The organism is Hymenobacter sp. GOD-10R (assembly GCF_035609205.1).
Taxonomy (GTDB): Bacteria; Bacteroidota; Bacteroidia; order Cytophagales; family Hymenobacteraceae; genus Hymenobacter.
Genome location: NZ_CP141184.1, coordinates 1,925,197 through 1,943,154 on the forward strand (window position 1 = coordinate 1,925,197; position 17,958 = coordinate 1,943,154).

15 protein-coding genes are annotated in these 17,958 nt (G+C 54.1%); 5 read left to right on the plus strand and 10 right to left on the minus strand.

What is annotated here, in order from left to right; genetic code table 11:
* Nucleotides 1-199 precede the first annotated feature (199 nt).
* Entirely contained in the window at nt 200-394 is a 195-nt protein-coding gene (locus SD425_RS07865; RefSeq protein WP_324677173.1) for a hypothetical protein, read from the plus strand.
* Between the two features lie 99 nt (nt 395-493).
* Here the strand turns inward: SD425_RS07865 and SD425_RS07870 are convergent, their stop codons facing one another.
* The 5 genes from SD425_RS07870 to SD425_RS07890 form a co-directional block, all read right to left on the minus strand.
* On the minus strand, nt 494-2,041 hold the full coding sequence (locus tag SD425_RS07870; RefSeq protein ID WP_324677175.1) for a TolC family protein: 1,548 nt from the start codon (nt 2,039-2,041) through the stop codon (nt 494-496).
* Nucleotides 2,038-3,420, minus strand: coding sequence for an HlyD family secretion protein (locus tag SD425_RS07875; protein ID WP_324677177.1), 1,383 nt, complete (start codon nt 3,418-3,420; stop codon nt 2,038-2,040). The genes SD425_RS07870 and SD425_RS07875 overlap by 4 nt, the downstream gene beginning before the upstream one ends.
* Nucleotides 3,413-4,426 carry an ABC transporter transmembrane domain-containing protein gene (locus SD425_RS07880; protein ID WP_324677179.1) on the minus strand — a complete coding sequence of 338 codons (1,014 nt, stop codon included), beginning with the start codon at nt 4,424-4,426 and terminating at the stop codon, nt 3,413-3,415. Before SD425_RS07880 ends, SD425_RS07875 begins: the two co-directional genes overlap by 8 nt.
* Nucleotides 4,427-4,927: 501 nt before the next feature.
* On the minus strand, nt 4,928-5,602 hold the full coding sequence (locus SD425_RS07885; RefSeq protein WP_324677181.1) for an LEA type 2 family protein: 675 nt from the start codon (nt 5,600-5,602) through the stop codon (nt 4,928-4,930).
* A gap of 136 nt (nt 5,603-5,738) precedes the next feature.
* A complete protein-coding gene (locus tag SD425_RS07890; protein WP_324677184.1) occupies nt 5,739-7,031 on the minus strand; it encodes a M48 family metallopeptidase in 1,293 nt (430 codons plus the stop codon).
* 419 nt (nt 7,032-7,450) lie between these two features.
* Here SD425_RS07890 and SD425_RS07895 point away from each other — a divergent pair, with 419 nt between their 5' ends.
* Nucleotides 7,451-9,346: an ABC-F family ATP-binding cassette domain-containing protein gene (locus tag SD425_RS07895; RefSeq protein WP_324677186.1), complete on the plus strand. Its 1,896-nt coding sequence runs from the start codon at nt 7,451-7,453 to the stop codon at nt 9,344-9,346.
* Nucleotides 9,347-9,575: 229 nt separating this feature from the next.
* Here the strand turns inward: SD425_RS07895 and SD425_RS07900 are convergent, their stop codons facing one another.
* Together SD425_RS07900 and SD425_RS07905 are read right to left on the minus strand one after the other, a co-directional pair.
* Nucleotides 9,576-9,926: a DUF4844 domain-containing protein gene (locus SD425_RS07900; RefSeq protein ID WP_324677188.1), complete on the minus strand. Its 351-nt coding sequence runs from the start codon at nt 9,924-9,926 to the stop codon at nt 9,576-9,578.
* A gap of 365 nt (nt 9,927-10,291) precedes the next feature.
* Nucleotides 10,292-10,903 (minus strand): transposase, encoded by a 612-nt coding sequence (locus SD425_RS07905; protein WP_416381027.1) that lies wholly within the window; start codon nt 10,901-10,903, stop codon nt 10,292-10,294.
* Between the two features lie 203 nt (nt 10,904-11,106).
* On the opposite strand from SD425_RS07905, the gene SD425_RS07910 reads away from it, so the two are divergent.
* Together SD425_RS07910 and SD425_RS07915 are read left to right on the plus strand one after the other, a co-directional pair.
* Nucleotides 11,107-12,444 (plus strand): DUF5103 domain-containing protein, encoded by a 1,338-nt coding sequence (locus tag SD425_RS07910; RefSeq protein ID WP_324677190.1) that lies wholly within the window; start codon nt 11,107-11,109, stop codon nt 12,442-12,444.
* Nucleotides 12,445-12,631: 187 nt separating this feature from the next.
* Entirely contained in the window at nt 12,632-14,098 is a 1,467-nt protein-coding gene (locus SD425_RS07915; protein ID WP_324677192.1) for a M48 family metalloprotease, read from the plus strand.
* Between the two features lie 86 nt (nt 14,099-14,184).
* On the opposite strand, the gene ychF is transcribed toward SD425_RS07915, so the two are convergent.
* Nucleotides 14,185-15,285, minus strand: coding sequence for a redox-regulated ATPase YchF (gene ychF, locus SD425_RS07920; protein WP_324677194.1), 1,101 nt, complete (start codon nt 15,283-15,285; stop codon nt 14,185-14,187).
* A 413-nt stretch (nt 15,286-15,698) separates the two neighbouring features.
* Nucleotides 15,699-16,031, minus strand: coding sequence for a DUF3276 family protein (locus SD425_RS07925; RefSeq protein WP_324677196.1), 333 nt, complete (start codon nt 16,029-16,031; stop codon nt 15,699-15,701).
* 341 nt (nt 16,032-16,372) lie between these two features.
* Here SD425_RS07925 and SD425_RS07930 point away from each other — a divergent pair, with 341 nt between their 5' ends.
* Nucleotides 16,373-17,287 carry a DUF58 domain-containing protein gene (locus SD425_RS07930; RefSeq protein ID WP_324677199.1) on the plus strand — a complete coding sequence of 305 codons (915 nt, stop codon included), beginning with the start codon at nt 16,373-16,375 and terminating at the stop codon, nt 17,285-17,287.
* Nucleotides 17,288-17,318: 31 nt separating this feature from the next.
* Here the strand turns inward: SD425_RS07930 and SD425_RS07935 are convergent, their stop codons facing one another.
* A complete protein-coding gene (locus SD425_RS07935; protein WP_324677201.1) occupies nt 17,319-17,942 on the minus strand; it encodes a DNA-3-methyladenine glycosylase 2 family protein in 624 nt (207 codons plus the stop codon).
* Nucleotides 17,943-17,958 lie beyond the last annotated feature (16 nt).

The window sequence follows — 17,958 nt, forward strand, 5'->3', positions numbered from 1 at the left end:
CTACCTAGCAGAGGCAGTATATAAAAGAGCCCTACCTAGGTACCTAGGTGGGGCTTTGTCGTTTTCGGCGCTGCGCTGGCTCTTCCTTTTGCTGCCACATTCTTGCACAGTTTAGCACCTTCATATTAGCTGCGTAGAAGGTTGCCGCCATGGGCAAATCGCGCTTGCAGATCGTAGCAAAAGGGCGTAACATCACGCCATGATTAAGTTCGCCTTTCGCGTGCAGCGCTGTTTTCCGGAAAGTCTTGCCCAAAGCTGGGGGGAGATGATTACGCAGTTTCACCTAGACACTCCGCAGGCTCGAATTCTAGAAATTCAGCACCAAACGACCGCAATTGGGAAGTCGCTGCATCCAGAAATCATGCTGTCGCTGCTGATTAAATACGAGGAATAAACAGATAGAAGCCGTTGGCGTTTTCTAGGCACAAAAAGGGGGCGCGCACGCCGTAGCGTGTGGCCCCCTTTTAGGCATCTTGCAGGAAAAATGGCTGATCTATTCAGTAGCTGGCTCGGCACCTAGGGTGCGAGTGCCAGCGTAGTAATACAGTTCTGCTAGCGTCTTTTCGTAGCTGGCGCGCATGCTTTCCTGCTTGAGTCGGAGGTCGATGAGCTTGGTTTCGCGGCTATTTACCAAGAAGATGGTGCTTTCTCCTAACTCAAACTTTTGCAGCTCGGCTTGCAGCAGGGTGCGTTGGTTGGCAATGGTTTGGGCTTGCAAGGTAAGTTGGCGCTCGTAGGCTTTGAGCGTGTTGTACACGGCGCTAACCTGGTTCAGGATGGTGCGGCGACTCTGCTGTTGTTCCAGGGTTGCGTCCTGTACCTTCAGGCGCGTTTGCTGGAGTTTCCCGCGCTCCTTGCGCAGAAACAGGGGAAACGCAAAGTCGACTCCTAGCTTGTAGTTGTTCCAGCCAATATCGTAGTAGGCCGGCACCTCGGGGCGGTAGAAGTCGCCGCGGCTGAGCAGGCTACCGCTCACGTTAACGACCGGCTTGAGCATCTCACGCTGATAACGCTCTTCAATGCCGAGCTGCCGAATCTTGGCGTCGAGCTTGATCAAGGTGGGATGGCGGTTGGAAGCTAGGTCGCGCAGCTGCCCAAACTGCGTCGAGTCGACAGCCGTGAGGCGCGGAGCCTGGGGCACGGCGTAGGCGGGTAACTCCACCGGCTGAGCCTCCTTGTTCCATAAGTTATTCGACAGCACCAAGCGGGCGTTTTGCAGATCTACGCCCAGCTGTTCGGCCTGCACTTGCCGGTCTTGCACCGTGATGCGCGCCTCGACCGAATCGATGGGCGCCTGGTCGCCGAGCAGCGCCTTGCGGCTGGTTGCCTGAAACCGGGTATCGGCTAGCTCCACGCCTTCCTGAATGAGCAAGGCCTGTTGATAAGCATAGTACCAGTTCCAATAGTCCTTCACCGCTTGCAGCCACACTTCGTTGATCTGCTTTACCTTGTCGGCCTCAGCGGCCGTCACCATGATGCGGGCTTGGCGCAAGGTGCTGCGGCGAGCGTCAATTAGCAGACCCTGACCCAAGGGCACTGATATGCCGACCGCTGCCAAGCCGTTGAGCGGCGTGCGGTGTTCGGGGTTCACGTAGGTGCCCACCATGCGGTCGTAGCCAGCCTTCAGATCGATGCCGCCCGGCCATAGTGGTACCTTCAACTCGTTAGCCCACAAGTTATAGTAGTCGGTGCTACCAAACAGCTTCCGGTCGAAACCCGAACCTAGCTTGGGGTCGAAGCCGCCGCGGGCTTGCTGCACCTGCGCTTGGGCATCGGCGCTGAGCAGGGCTGCCTGTTTCACCACGGGGTGATTAGAAAATACCAGATCTGCAAGGTCTTGCAGGGAGAACACGCGCGCTGTGTCGGTGGGCGACCGATCGGCAGCCAACTGGTGCGATTCCAGCGGCGCCGGGGCTCCCGTGCCGGGTGGGCTTATTGGCAGCGCCTTTTGCTGCGAATAGGCGCTAAAAACTAGCACAACAGGACTGAGTAAGAGCAGCCACTGCCGCAAGAAACGCCCAGGAAGTAAGGGCTTCTTCATGACTGTTTTTTGTCTGCTTTGTCTTTTACAGGAGCTTCTTCAGGAGCAGCTTGCAGGCTAGGAGGGAAGCCGTTGAGTTGACGCCAGATTTCGTACCACACCGGCACAGAATCCAGAATCACCCAGCCGTACACGCCCGAACCTAGGCGTAGCTGCGCAGGCCACGCACCGTCCTCATTTTTTTGGTCGAGCCTGGGGCGCACCAGCAGGCGGTACTTGCCATTCGTGCTGCTGACCACATCAATGACCGTGACGGTGCCGCCGAAGGTGCCCACGGCTACCGAGGGCCAGCCCGAAAACTGCACCGCCGGCCAGCCATCGAACTGCAAGCGCACCGTGCGCCCGCGCTGAATGAGTGGTACATCCATGGCGCGCACGTACAGTTCAGCCGCCAGCACCGGGGCGTCGGGTTGCAAGGTGGCAATGGATTCGCCTTCTTTGATCGTCTCGCCGATACCGGCTTTGAGGGTGCGTACTACGTAGCCAGCTTGCGGGGCCCGCACCACGTACAGGCCGCGGCGCACCTCCACGTTGCTGATCTTGTTGCGCAGCGACGCCACTTCACCTTCCGAGCTCGATAGGCTCGACACGGCCGAGCTGCGGTCGGAGAGGGTTTTGGCGAGGTCTTGCTCGTACTTGGCGCGTAGGTTAGCTAGCTCAATGGCCGCGTTGGCCAACGACTGTCGGGAGTTCAGGAGCTTGTTGCGCTGGGCCGTCACCTTGGCTAGGTCTTCCTGCAACTTCAGGCGCCGCGTTTCAATGTCAGTCAGCGAAAACAAGCCATTCTTATAGCCAGCTTCATAGCGGGCAAGCCGCGCCTGCGCAATCTGAAAGGAGTTGTTGACGGCCACTAAGTCGGCGCTGTCAATCGAGACGGTGTTGCGGGCCTGCGTTACGCGGTTGCGAGCGGCGGAGAGCTGCACGTTGAGGGTAGCGCGCAAGGCTGCTACTTGCTGATCGGTGGCATTGATCTTGGCCGCATAAGCCGAGACGGTGCCGCGTTTGGCAGCTAGCTGCTCGCGCAGACGGAGCGGTAGGTTGGGATCAAAGTACTCGTCCTTGATTTCGGAGATGGTCAGCAGGGTGTCGCCTTTTCTCACCAATTGGCCTTCGCGCACGTTCCAATGCTCAATACGACCCGCAATGGCGTTCTGCACGGTTTGTGGGCGGTCTTGGGGGCTCAGGGTGGTCAGGCTGCCGGTGCCTTCAATGGTTTGGCGCCAGGGCAAAAACAGGATGATCAGGAACACGACGCCTACCACCGTCAGGACACGGCCAATGCGGCGGCCACCTTTGGGGTCGAGGAGTTCTTTCTGGGAACGGCTAAGCTCTTCATCCCAAACAGCTTCGTCTACATGTTGATTTGATAGATTAAGCATGGGCTTCTGATGTCTTTTTTTCGTCGAGGGGTAAATCCGTCACTACGGCGAGTTTTTCCACGCCGGTCAGGATGTCAAATATGGTGCTGACGCCAGTAACCAGCTTTTCAATCGCGCTGCTAATCTGCACGATAAGTACCTCCGCCGCCACAAATTGACCTAGGGTCATTTGGCGCGACACCACGAACAGGGTACCGGCAATAAGCAAACCTCCCGTGAGTACCGTGCGCAATGCTATCGACCAGCCAAAGTATTGCTTTAGCACCCGGAAGTGGTCGTTGCGGGCGTGTAGGTAGTCAGCAGTGAGCTCGTCGGTGCGCTGAATGGCGCGGCGTTGTTCTTCGGGGTTGTCGCGGTATTTGGGTAAGGCACCCGCCACTTGCTCCAGCCAATCGACGGTTTTGTACTTGTACGACGATTCTTCCAGGCTCGTGCGCAAGGCGCGGCGGTAGTTCACCCAGTAGATGAACACCAACATGATCAACGTGAACAAACCAAACCCAATAAAAATGGGGTGGTAGAACGACAGCACAATTACGCCGAACAAGATCTGAATACCGGCAAACATCAAGTCAATCAGAAGCTTAGTGAGGCTCTTTTGCACCGTCAGGATGTCGAAGAAGCGATTGACCAGTTCGGGTGGGTTCTCGCCATCGAGGGCACTAGGCTGAATGCGCGGCAAGCGGTAGGCAAATTCGGCAGCAGCTTTGGCATACAGCCGCTGTTCAATGGCTTCTACCAGCGTTAACTGCCCAATAAGCAGGAACCCACCGAGTAGCACACCTAGCACTACCACCCCGATTAGAATGTAGGTGGAAGCAAACACAGCCCCCGTCGACACCAAGTTGAACACGGCCTGCGTACCGAGCGGCAGCGTGAGGCTGATGAGACCCGTGAGAATGGCGTAGTAAATGATGTAGCGGATGGAACGACGTTCGGTATCGAGCATGCGCGTGAGGCGCTGCCAGGGAGTAGGCGGTGGTAAGTGAAGGTTTTTAGAAGCCATGTAAAAAGGTGATAACTACGGGGTAGCGTGCGGCGCATGCCACGCCCTATACGCTACAAAAGATGCTGGGATAAGCTGAACTGTAGAAAAAAACAAGGACAGCGAGAAGAAGAAAATTAACCAGCTTTTGGGTACTAGTAGCTTAAAGGACATTGCTAGCTTTTCCTGATGCAAAGGTAATATCAGGAACACTAAATAGGATTAAAATCAAATTAAATATGAATAATGAAACTTTTTGACTTCTAAATTGTACTATAAAGTTTGCCTATAACAATACTAATACTGCACCTGTGCAATACTAAGAAAGCAGCGCGAACTCCATAGTGGATGTCCATCATGAACAAGGCAGCCTACAGATTTCGCGCTACACGCACATTGACTTTGCAGCTATGCTTCTACAAGAGCCGACCTACCTAGCACAGGGATGTTCGTTGGCTTTCGTCTACTTGTAATGGTTGGAGATGCTAGCAAATAGCTAGCTCCCGACATGCGCTGGACCCGCTAAGGACGCTGGTTGAGTGAATCGCGATGCTGTACGGCGTCGAGCGCTTCACGGGCCGTGAAGTCTTTGTTCACATTGATGTAGCCAGTAGGCGAAATACGACGTCCGTTGCTGGTAATGAACGTCGGCCGCAAGCGCAATGTCAAGCGCATCGGCTGCTGATCTTGGTTGGCTAGCCCTAGCACCAAGTCGGTTAAGCTCGCGCCCGATTCTTTACCGAGTGCTTCGTGTAAGTTGCTTTCCAGTGTAACGGGTACCGTGGCTAGGCCGCCATTGGGTGCCACTTCGATGCGCTCGGTGGTGTGGCCCGTAGCTACCTGCTTTCCATCAATAAGCGCAATGTAGTCTAGCTCGTTGAGCGCGGCGGTTTCGTCGTTCGGGTTTCGCACTTCTAGGTTCACGCGCATACGCAGCGGCAGGTTGCCGGAAGCATACGAGGTAGCAAGCCTGGCTTGATCCAGAATGCTCAAGTCACTCGCCTTCCGGATACCCAGCACGTTGACCCCCGCAACGGTGGCCTGCTCGATAGAGGCCAGGCGGATGTCGGCATCTTTAAAGGCCTTGGCCTGCTGCACTTGTTCGCCTATGCCGCAGCAACTCAAGCCTAGCAGTAGAAACACGCTGACGGTAGCAAGCGAAATTCGATGCTGCTCACGGTAAAAGTAGCGAAGCATAGGAGGGCGGGTTTGGGGAGGAGAGGAAGTAATTATCTTCCTACTCGCTCACCCCAAAATAGTTGTGCCAACCTGTGCTACATAAGCTAGCTTCCGCTGCACCGTCGTGTAGCAGGAGGCTCAGCCCCATGCAGCATCATGGCTTGTCGCCTAGGTGCTCCGCCTTCCACTGCATGGCGGTATGCACGCGCGTATGACCGCTGGGGTGGTCGAAAAAGAAAATTTCCTCCCAGTAGCCCGGCGAAATCTTGCGGTATTCGGAGAGCTTCATCGCAATAGAAGCAAAGCCATCGGGCTGTTGGGCTGCATTCAGGCCAAACTGATCGGCCTCCATCTCGCTTACCCGGGTGATGGTGTTCGTGGCAGGCGTAATCAGAAAGCTATACACGGAAAACAGGACCAGTAGCAACGGCAACCCGCCAATATCGGCTAGCCCGCTTACGTTCCAACGCGCCCCGTAGCGAGCGACTAAGCGCCGAAATGCCCAGTTGACGAGCGCAAAACCGATTAGCACGAGTAAACTGAAGAAGATCAGGCCTTTCACAATATGGTTCAGCACATAGTGACCTAGCTCGTGCCCCATCACACCCTGTATTTCTGCGGGTGTGCTACGCTTCAGGAGGTTGTCATTCAAAGAAATCCGAATGGTGCTGCCAAGTCCGCTCACGTTGGCGCTGATGCGCTTGCTCTGCCGCGAGGCATCCACCAGGTACACATTGGTCGCCGGTACCAGATTGGCCCGCGCCATCGACAGGATGCTCTCTCGAACGGGGCTAGGAGGTAGGGGCGTGTATTTATTAAATAAAGGACTAATAAAGATCGGGGCGAGAAATACGCCGATAACTAAAAAGATAACCGTCAGGCCCGTGCCCCACAGCCACCAACTCGCGCCCACTTTCCGAATGGCTAGGTAGAGCAACATAATCAGCAAGCTGCCAATGACTACGGATAAGACTAACCCGATGAGTGACTCGGAAAACCAGGCCCCGAAGGTTTGGTTGGACAAACCGTATTGGTGCTCTCGGAAGAAGCCCGTGTATATCGTCCACGGAAAGCTCAACACCGCAGCTAACAGCGTGTATAGAGCGGCGTAGAGCAAGTTGCGCAGGTTTTCGCTCCGGATTCCTCGCAGCCACCCACGTATCCGCGCCGAGAGACCTAGGCCTAGAAACACGCCGGCTACTGCCACATTATAGAGCACACCCCAAAGGAGCAGCCAGTAACCGCCTTCAAAGTAGGCGTCCGACTTTGCTTTTTGCGCTGGGGTTAGCGTGTCGAGGTAGCGTTGAGTTGCCGCCTCTACGTCGAAAGAAGGCGCCGCGGCAGCTAGGGTAGGGGATGGGCTAGCTTTACTAGGCCCCGCAATTATAGAGTAACTTAAAAGGCTCAGCAATACGAAAAAGACGAGGGCTCGTAACGGTACAATCATCAGGCGAGTAGATAAGGCAGCGAATAAGTGCTTGCTGGGTCGGCTGGTAAGCTACTAGCTTTCAGGAAAATATCAAATGATTTCTCGTAGGTGTGGGCTTGCAACTGATGCTTCCCATCCGACGGACTTGTCGCCCGCAGTTGTGCCCTAGCTAAGTCCGTTGTTATTAGGTTGCCGACAAGTCCGTCGCCTACAGTACACGGGCTGTAAGCCCACGCCAGCAAAGGTGGCACTTCGGCTTAAGCGCGGATGTTGTACCTAGGTCTATACGGCGTGAATTGTTGTCTGGTGCGGTCTTCGCTTAGACAACTGCTTGAGCGTAATAGCCATTTGGTACCGCTCAGTGGCCACCGAACCCTACAGTTCTTATCCAAGCACAGCGTATAGATAGTATCTTTGTTCTCTCATAGCAAAGTAGGATGATTTCCATTACCGATCTAGACTTCCATTTTGGCTCGCGTACGCTCTACGACAAAGCCAGTCTCCACATAAAGCCCAAAGACAAAATCGGCCTGATCGGGCTGAACGGTCGGGGCAAATCCACGCTGCTGCGCATCTTGGTGGGCGAGTACAAGCCCGACGGTGGCAGCATCTCCATGAGCAAAGAGGTAACTCTCGGTTTCCTAAACCAGGACTTGCTCAGCTACGACTCCCACGAGTCGATTTTGGTGGTGGCCATGCAGGCGTTTGAAGAAGCTCTGCGCCTTCAAAAGCAGATCGACGAGATCCTGCTGAAGTTTGAAACTGACTACACTGACGACCTCGTCGACAAGCTGGCCGACTTGCAGGAGCGGTTCGAAGCCCTAGGTGGCTATACCATGCAAGCCCGCGCCGAAGAGATTCTGGAAGGCCTAGGTTTCACAACCGAAGAGCTCCAGAGGCCCTTGAAGCTGTTCTCGGGGGGCTGGCGCATGCGCGTGATGTTGGCCAAGATTCTGCTGCAGCAACCCTCGCTGCTGCTCCTCGACGAGCCCACCAACCACTTGGACTTGCCCAGTATCAAGTGGATCGAGAACTACCTGGCCGGCTACGAAGGCGCCGTGATCATCGTGAGCCACGACCGGGAGTTCTTGGACCGCACCACCAACACCACCGTGGAAGTGACCGGCGGCAAGCTGGTGCCCTACGCCGGCAACTACAGCTTCTACCTCGAGGAGAAAGAAGAGCGCAACCTGATTCAGAAAGGCGCCTTCGAAAACCAGCAAGCTCAGATCAAGCAGGCCGAGCGTTTTATTGAGCGTTTCAAAGCCAAAGCTAGTAAAGCCAAGCAGGCTCAGAGCCGCATGAAGATGCTGGACAAGCTAGAGCGCATTGACGACGTAGCCGGCGACGATGCCCGTGTGAACATCAAGTTCAACTTTACGGTGCAGCCCGGCCGTCACATCTTGCGCATGGAGCACGTGGGCAAGAAATACGGCGAAAAGATCATCTTCCGCGATACACACGTGCACATCGAGCGGGGCGACAAAATCGCGCTGATTGGTGCCAACGGTAAGGGCAAATCGACGCTCATGCGCCTGGTAGCCGGGCAGGAGTCGCCCTCCAACGGTAACCACCAGCTTGGCCACAACGTGATTATGGCCTTCTACGCCCAGCACCAGCTGGAGTCGTTGAACGTGGATAACGAGATTATTCAGGAGATGAACGAGGCCGGCTCGCGCCGCAACGAGATGGAACTGCGTTCGGTGCTAGGTTCCTTCCTGTTCACGGGAGAAGAGGTGTACAAGAAAATCAAGGTGCTATCGGGTGGTGAGAAAAGCCGCGTGGCCCTAGCCAAAACCCTGATTTCGGAAGCCAACTTCCTGCTCCTCGACGAACCGACCAACCACTTGGACATGCAGTCGGTGAACATCCTGATCCAAGCGCTGGAGCAGTACGAAGGCACCTACATCGTCATCAGCCACGACCGTTTCTTCGTGGAGAACGTGGCCAACAAGATCTGGTTCATCGAAGATTACCAGTTGAAGGAGTACCCCGGCACCTACGAGGAGTACGAGATGTGGCAGGAAGATCGGGAGAAAGCTGCCAAGAAAGCTGCTCTCACTGCGCCCGCCCCAACCAAAGCCGCTGCTCCCAAACCCGCCGAGACGGCCAAGCCAGCTAGCAGCAATGGGAGTTCGAAGAACAATCGGGAATTGCAGGAGGTAGAAACTCGCATCACCAAGCTAGAGAAAGAGCTAGCGCAGTACGAAGCGCAACTCGCCGATCCTACCACGTATAACAACGCATCCCAATTAAAAGACGCGACGCTGAAGTTTGAGCAAGTCAAAAAAGAGCTAGCCGCCCAGACAAAGCGCTGGGAAGAATTGGTGTAGAAGCTAGCTTAAGTATTCTTTGAATAAAATCCCTCGTTGGCAAAACAATAATGTTTTTGTCCGACGAGGGATTTTTGCTGTGTAACCGTTTCGGGTTTTGCGTTCCGGTAAGCTTCAGAGTATAAATTTCAATTTATTACTAAAATTTATTATAAGCGCAAAGCTCCAAAATTGCACGTCAGCCCGCCTGACGTAAAACCCGTGTTATAAGGCACTTTTCCCTCTGTTTTTATTTTATTGTCGGGTCAAAACCGTACATAAAATTATTTAAGTGACCATCTGAACTTTCAAGTCCGACAATGTCCATAAGTTCTTCATAGTAACTGCAAACCCGTTCTCTATCTTCTGTGTCAAGGTCAATATAAATTTCGGCGAACCGGTCAAGTCCTTTCTTAATCGCATCCTGATACTCTTTGCTGGTCACATTTCCTTTGTCTGCAAGAGTTTTAAAGTCGTCAGCTGAAATGTTAATTTTCTCGGTCAAGATTGGTTTCAATCTAAGGTCACTAATTCCTGGATAAAACAATTTATTATCCTGTAGAAATTTCTCTTTGTTTTTGAACTCATCGAATTTTGCCATTGCGTTTGCTGGTATTTTTACTTGTCCTTGTCTACAAGTTGCGAAAAGGAAAATAGTCAGTCCAATTAGTAAGGTTATTATTTGTTTCAAAGTTGTCTTTCAAAATGTCCTATGATATTTGTATTGACGCTACTCAAAGTAGCGTCAAGCATATCAAGTCTAGCATGGTTGACGCTACTGAGTAACTCTTTATAGCTCTAGGCTATTGAAGGGCGAGGCCGGTTATGCTGTGCCACATGGGTATAGATTGTGGTTATATTTATGCTAGAATCGTACTGTTTCTATTTTGTGGCTGTTGAACGGTAACCGTGGTCTGATGATAGCAAACGCGAGTCGTTCAACGCGGCGCGAAACGGAGCTTCGCGCTACAGCTCATGCCAATAGGTGTGGGGCCAGAGCTGCCAGTCGTCGGTCAACCTAGCTTTTACCGGGTTTTCCAGCACGTAGCTGATGATACGCTCCATCTCACCGGCGTCGCGGATGAGGTGGTCGTAGCTTTCGCGCTGCCAGAACTGACCGCTTCTGCCCAGCAGCGCATTGCACTTGGTTGCCGAGTAGCTTTTGATGGATTGCAAGGTGCGTAGGAGCGGCAGGGATGCATCCGGGAGTGTAGCGACGAGATGTACGTGGTTGGGCATGATGCAGTAGCAGACCAAGTGGTAGCCGCAATCATCATAATAGTGAAGCGCTTCGGCCACGACGCCCGCCACGGTGGGTTCATCCAGCCAAGTTGGGCCGATGCTAGCTTGGTCGAGCAGCTTATCGAACCGACCGAAGTAGCGTTTCTGGCGGGCGTACGAATCTTCCATGGAGTGCTGCTTATCTAGCTGCTCCCATTCGGTTCGGAGGTTATCCAGCACAGCGCGAGGCAGCGAGCCAGCTAGTCGGAAAGTAATGAACAGGTTCACGCCCGGTGGCAAGCGGTGCGGCAGATTGCGCCGATAATAGGTTAAATCCGTATCTAGCACAGATATCAAATAAAGGCAGCAGAACGTCGTAGCGCGAAGCTCCCGCTTCGCGCCCGCGCCGCGTTGAACGATGTCGTAGGATGACAGCCACAATAATGCCGTTCTGTTGCTGTTGTTCTAACGGTGCGCGAAGCGGGAGCTTCGCGCTACGACGTTCTGCTGCCTATTGCTTTAACGGTGCGCGAAGCAGAAGCTTCGCGCTATATTCGTCTATGCATCACCTCCGCTACCTAGCCCTGTTCTTCCTAGCTACGGCCTGCGTGCCGCTCGGTACGCCCATCACCGACCCCAATGCTGCTCGCCAGCCTGGCCAGCAGAAGCCCCCGGAATACTACGCCGACCGTACCTTACGCTACCAGGATTACACCTATGATCCCAATGTGCGCTCGGTGCAGTGCTACGTGTACACAGGCGTAAACACCGAGATATTCCAGCCGCCCGTGGTGCCGCTTTCCCAGGAGCAGCCGATTCAGCTGGAGTTTGACTTGGTGAACACCGGTTCTCAGCGCCTCACCGCCAAGCTCATCCACTGCGACATAGACTGGAAGCCGTCGGTGCTCACGGACATGCAGTTTCTCAGCGAGATAAACGAGTTTTTGCTGACGAACTATCGCACTTCCATCAACACCAAGATGCCGTATTACCACTACAAGCTGCAAGTGCCACGCGTGAAACTGAGTGGCAACTACTTGCTAGTAGTGCAGGGGCAAGGCGGCACGCCGCTGCTAAGCCGGCGCCTGCTAGTGTACCAGAACAACGTAGAAGTAAACCTAGCTCAAGGCATTCCGGTGGCTGGCTCGGAGCGCTACACCTTGCAGCAGGTAGATTTTGGCATCCGCTACAATGGCATGGAAATAATCAACCCAACGCAGGAAGTGAAGGTGATTTTGCGTCAGAACTTCCGCTGGGATAATGCCAAAATCGGGCTCAAGCCTACCTTTGTGCGTGACGCCGAGCGGCGCCTCGATTATCAGTACTTCAACTTCGAGAATGCCTTCGCCGCCAGCAGTGAGTTTCGTTTTTTTGATACTCGCTCGTTGCGGCAGCTAGGAGTGGGCATGGCGCACCTAGACCAGGCAGCTACCCCCCGCGAGGTAACCCTGACACCAGAAGCCACGCGCAACGGCCAAAGCTATACGCAATACCAAGATATCAACGGCCAGCGCGTGTTCGAAAACCGTGAGTACGGCAACGGCGAAACCAACGGCGATTACGCCAACGTCACCTTTCAACTCCACGCGGAGCAAGCCGCACCTGGCCCGGTCTACGTCTTTGGCGCCCTCACCGATTGGCAGTTGAAAGATGAGTTCCGCCTCAACTACGACGCGGCCACGCAGCAATACACCTGCAAGGCTCTGCTGAAGCAAGGCTACTACAACTATTACTATGTGGTCGGAAAGCAAGGCACCGCCCCCGACGATGTATACTTCGAAGGCAGCCACCAGGAAACTGAAAACCAGTACGATCTGCTCGTCTATTACCGTCCGCCTGGCACCCGCGCGGATTTATTGATTGGCTATAAATCGATTGACTTTAATGCTAGACCTTAGCTACTCACCAAGCTAGCTTTTGCGCTGCCTTTCAAGGCGTAAAGTTGTAAAAAGCCTACCCTCTGCCGCTGCGGAAGGTGGGCTTTTTGCTTGAAAACGAAGCCGTAACCAAACATTAACCTCAACGTTGCTAACAACTGAGTCCCCTCCCGACCCTACATTTTGCAAACCCACCTAGCTCTCTCCCATGAAAAAGCCCGTCATCCTCGGCCACACGCTGGCCCTCTTGTTCTTGCTCAATTCTTGCGCCACCAACCCTGTCACTGGTAAGAAAGAAGTGATGCTCGTGTCGGAAGGACAAGAGCTAGCTATGGGGCAACAGTCGGACCCATCGGTTATCAATCAGTTTGGTCTGTACCCAGATCAGAAGATTCAGAGCTTTATCAACGATAAGGGCAAGAAGATGGGCGCTGTGTCGCACCGCGCCAACATCAACTACCAGTTCCGTGTTGTCGATTCACCCATCATCAATGCCTTCGCGGTGCCGGGTGGCTACGTGTATTTCACCCGCGGCATCATGGCGCATTTCAATAATGAAGCGCAATTTGCGGGTGTGCTAGGTCACGAAATCGGGCACGTAACGGCTCGGCACTCGGCTAAGCAGCAGACCAATGCCATTCTGGGGCAAGTAGGCTTGATGGGTGCTATGATTGCTTCGCCGCGCTTGGCGCAGTTTGGCGATCAGGCCTCACAAGGCATGCAACTGCTGTTCCTCAAGTTTGGGCGCGACGACGAAAGCCAGTCGGATGAGCTAGGGGTGCAGTACTCCTCCCAAATCGGCTACGATGCTGCCCAAATGGCTGATTTCTTCCGCACGCTACAACGCCAGCAGGAGCAAAGCAGCGCCGAACCCGTTCCGGATTTTCTTTCTACGCACCCCAATCCTGCCGACCGCTACGAGCGGGTACATCAGCTAGCGGCCCAATGGAAGCAACAAAATGGTAGTGCTACAACAAAGCTAGCTGTCAACCGAGACCAGTATCTGCGGCTAATTGATGGCATCGTGTACGGAGAAGACCCCAAGCAAGGCTTCGTGGAAGGTAATGCCTTTTACCACCCCGAGTTGAAGTTCCGTCTGCCGGTGCCGAGCGGCTGGAAGCATCAAAATACGCCTCAACAATTTCAGATGGCTGACCCCGCTGGCAAAGCGCTCCTCATGCTTGCCTCCGCTCCCGGTGCTTCCTTAGACGAAGCGGCTCAAGCCATAGTGAAGCAATTCAGCCTTCAGCCCTCCGATTCAAAGCGCGTCACGGTCAATGGTTTTCCGGCCCTGGCTTTTGTGGCCGACCAAGTGCAACAAGACCAGCAGACCGGACAGCAGGTAGCGGGTGTTCGGGTGCTTTCGTATCTGATTCAGGACGGTAAAAGTATCTTCATGCTGCTAGGTGCCGCTGCTCCCGCCGACTTCAACACGTACGTCAGCACTTTCACGAGCACGATGGAAGGCTTCGCCCGCCTCACTGACCTTAGCAAGCTGAACCGCCAACCCGAGCGAGTTCGCATCAAAACAACTAAAACTAGTACGACACTTTCGCAAGCTCTCAAAGCCAATGGCATACCGGAGAAGCGGATGGAAGAAATGGCTATTTTGAACGGAATGCAGCTTTCGGATCGGCTAGGAGCGGGGATGCTGTATAAAGTGGTAGGCAAGTAAAAGAAATCAGCACGAAGCTATCAGTTACAAAAAAGCGCCCCGACCATACGGCTGGGACGCTTTCATTATTGCTGTTAAGCGAGCAGTTACACGTTGAAGCGGAAGTGCATGATGTCGCCATCTTGCACCACGTATTCTTTGCCTTCTACGGCCATCTTACCAGCTTCCTTGATCTTCGCTTCTGACTTGTATTCCTGATAGTCAGCTAGCTTGATAACCTCGGCGCGGATAAAGCCTTTTTCGAAATCGGAGTGGATAACGCCAGCAGCAGCAGGCGCTTTGTCGCCGCGGTGTACAGTCCAGGCACGTACTTCTTTCACGCCCGCGGTGAAGTAGGTGATGAGGTCGAGCAGGTCGTAGGACGCACGAATGAGGCGGTTCAGGCCAGACTCTTTCAAGCCGTACTCACCCAAGAACATTTCCTTTTCGTCGGGGTCTTCCATCTCCGCAATCTGCGATTCGATGGCAGCCGATACGACAACGATTTGCGCGTTTTCGCTCTTCACGTGCTCACGCAATGCGTCCACGAAGTGGTTGCCGTTGTTCTGGATGCTTGCCTCGTCCACGTTGGCCACGTAGATAACGGGCTTGATAGTGAGTAGTTGCAGATCTTCCACCGCTTCCAGATCATCTTCATTGACCGCGAGTGAACGGGCGTTGTTGCCAGCTTCCAGGTGATCTTTGAAGCGCGTCAGCGACACGACTTCCTTCTTGGCCTTCGCATCGCCACTCTTGGCCGAGCGCTCCGACTTCGCCAGCTTCTTATCGATGCTCTCTAGGTCCTTGAGCTGTAGCTCGGTGTCAATGACGTCCTTGTCGAATACCGGGTCGACGCCACCTGCTACGTGCACGATGTTAGGGTCGTCGAAGCAGCGCACTACGTGGATGATAGCATCCACTTCGCGAATGTTAGCTAAGAACTTGTTACCTAGGCCCTCACCCTTGCTGGCGCCTTTCACGAGGCCGGCAATGTCAACAAACTCGACAATGGTAGGTACCACACGCTCCGGCTTCACGATTTGTTCCAGAATCTGAAGACGCTCGTCGGGCACGGTGATAACGCCCACGTTGGGCTCAATAGTGCAGAAAGGATAGTTGGCCGATTCGGCCTTGGCATTCGAAAGGGCGTTGAACAAGGTGGATTTGCCTACGTTCGGCAAGCCCACAATTCCGCAGCGGAGACCCATAATGGAGTGACTGAGTGACTGAGTAACTAAGTTAGAAATCGGGCGGTTGGCTCGATTTGGGTGCAAAGGTACGGCTGTTTTTTGGGTAAACCGTCGTGTGCTAACGCATTGCACCTAGGTTTGCTGTTTCGAAAACGCTCGTAGGTCGCAACTAGCGCTAGGGTTAGAAGCTCTCCTCCTTTTTTGAGAAGGGGTTGGGGGTGGTTCCTTGTCGCTGAACGATACTAGTTCTAGTCTTCTAGCTCTAGTCAACTACCCCTAACCCCTCCTTAAAAAAGGAGGAGAGCTTCTAACCCTAGCGCTAGCTTCATAACTGGTTTGACTAGCCACAATAAAAAACAGCGCGCACCTACCTAGGTAAGTGCGCGCTGTGTAAAGGGAGCGTAAGGATTTGCTTCGATAGGCAGAGAAGGCTAATAATTTTCTTCGCGGCCGCTGTACTGGTCGTCGTTGTACTGCCGCGGACGGTCTAGCTCGGCTACTTCTTCAGGCGAAAGCAACTCTTCACGCACGTAATCAACGGCATCTTGCAATGCATCAACGAACTTGGCGAAATCCTCTTTATACAGGAAGATCTTGTGCTTCTCGTACGAGAAAGTATCATCGTCGCGGAGTTTGCGCTTGCTCTCCGTGATGGTGAGATAGTAATCCTGGCCGCGCGTTGCTTTCACGTCGAAAAAGTACGTGCGCTTGCCGGCTTTAATGCGTTGAGAATAGATTTCTTCCTGATCTTGACGGTCTTCCACGGGTCCTACAGTCGGTTGGTTTTTTCTGAAAAGGGTTGAATTTCAGGCCAAAATACAACGGTGAGTTGGGATATAAAAATTCAGGAGTTTAGTTTTTTGTGACCAGATTTGATTTGGCTTTGTTAAACAGCAACAATAAGTAAGCAACCAGCTTGTTATTGGTGTGTCTTTGTCTGAATATCTGCGCTAGCTGGACCGTAATGCGCTATAGCGCGAAGGGGCTAGCTAGGTAGGAGGGAAGAAGTAGATTGCCGAAAAGAATGGGGCGGCGATGAAATGAAAGCCGCCTGTTGAAGTTTGGCCCAACGGCATCCGCCTTTTATCCTTATACTGTTACCATTATGGCCCAACCGCTTGACCTAGCTGCCGTTCGTCCCTTCGAAAACCTGGAGTTTCTGGCGCGTCAGCTCGTCGAGGGCTTTATCACGGGCTTGCACCAGTCGCCTTACCACGGCTTTTCGGTGGAGTTTTCGGAGCACCGACTCTACAACCCCGGTGAAAGCACCCGCCACCTCGACTGGAAAGTGCTAGCCCGCACCGATAAGCTGTTTGTGAAGCGCTACGAGGAAGAGACAAACCTGCGCTGCCACTTGCTGCTCGACGTGTCGCCAAGCATGTACTACCCCGAGCCAGGGCACGATAAGTTGCGCTTTGCCGTGCTGTGTGCCGCGGCTATCACGACGCTTCTGCAAAAACAGCGCGACGCGGTTGGCCTAGTTACTTTCGCCGACCAAATTGAGCTGCAAACGCCGGTGCGCTCCACCAGCACGCACCGCCATACGTTGCTGCTCACGCTTCAGCAGCAACTGGAGCGTCCCGTGGTCAGGCGCTCAACGGACGTAGCTAAGGTTATCCACCAAATTGCGCAGCAGATTCCAAAACGCTCGTTGGTGGTGCTTTTCAGCGACATGCTAGGCCGCGGACGTGAAGAACAAACCGAAGCGCTGGCCGCCTTGCAACACCTGCGCCACCAGCAGCACGAGGTACTGCTCTTCCATATCATGGACCGCACCACCGAAGCTGACTTTGACTTCGCCGACCGCCCTTACCTGTTTGAAGACATGGAGACCGGTGAGCAGGTGAAGCTGCAACCCTCGCAAGTGCGCGAGCAATACCGCGCCGCTATGCGCCAATATGAGCAGGAGCTAGCCTTGCGCTGTGGTCAGTATAAGATTGACTTTGTGCCTGTTGACACCCGCGAGCCGTTCGACAAGGTGCTGTATGCCTATTTGGTTAAGCGCGGCAAGGTGAAGTAACTGTCATTCCGAACGTAGTGAGGAATGACAGTTAGGCAGGCATATTGTCTAATGACCGCCACAAATACTTACTAGCCAGGGTCCGGTAGGGGCGCCACGCTTCGGCAATCTGGGTCATGCGGGTAAGCAAAGCGCGGCCGGTTTCATCTAGGCCGTACAAGCGGCGCATGGCGTTCTGAATACCTAGGTCGCCTTCAGGAAAAACGTCGGGTTGATCGAGGGCAAACATCTGGATCATCTGGGCCGTCCAGCGCCCGACACCCCGGATGCTAGTGAGGTGACGCGTCAGGCCTTCTTCATCGAGGCTGCTGATGTGCTGAAAATCGAGCTGGTCGCGTTGAGCAAAGTCAGCAATGGCGCGCAAGTAGCTCGCTTTTTGTCGCGACAAACCTACGGCCCGCAGTTCCTCATCCGATAGCGCCAACACGGCCAATGGCTCGGGGTAGCCATCGGGTGCAAACAAGCTCTGAAACTTGCGCCAGATGGCTGCTGCCGCCTTCGTCGAAATCTGCTGGCTCACAATGGAGCGCAGTAAAGCTAGGTAAATGTCTTCGTGCGGGTTAGGTTGCACGGGCGGAACACGGTCGAACACAGGGGCCAGAATAGGGTCGGCCTGACGCAGATAGAGCAGAGCGGCTTCGGCGGAAGTAGACATGCCGCAAGCTAGAGAA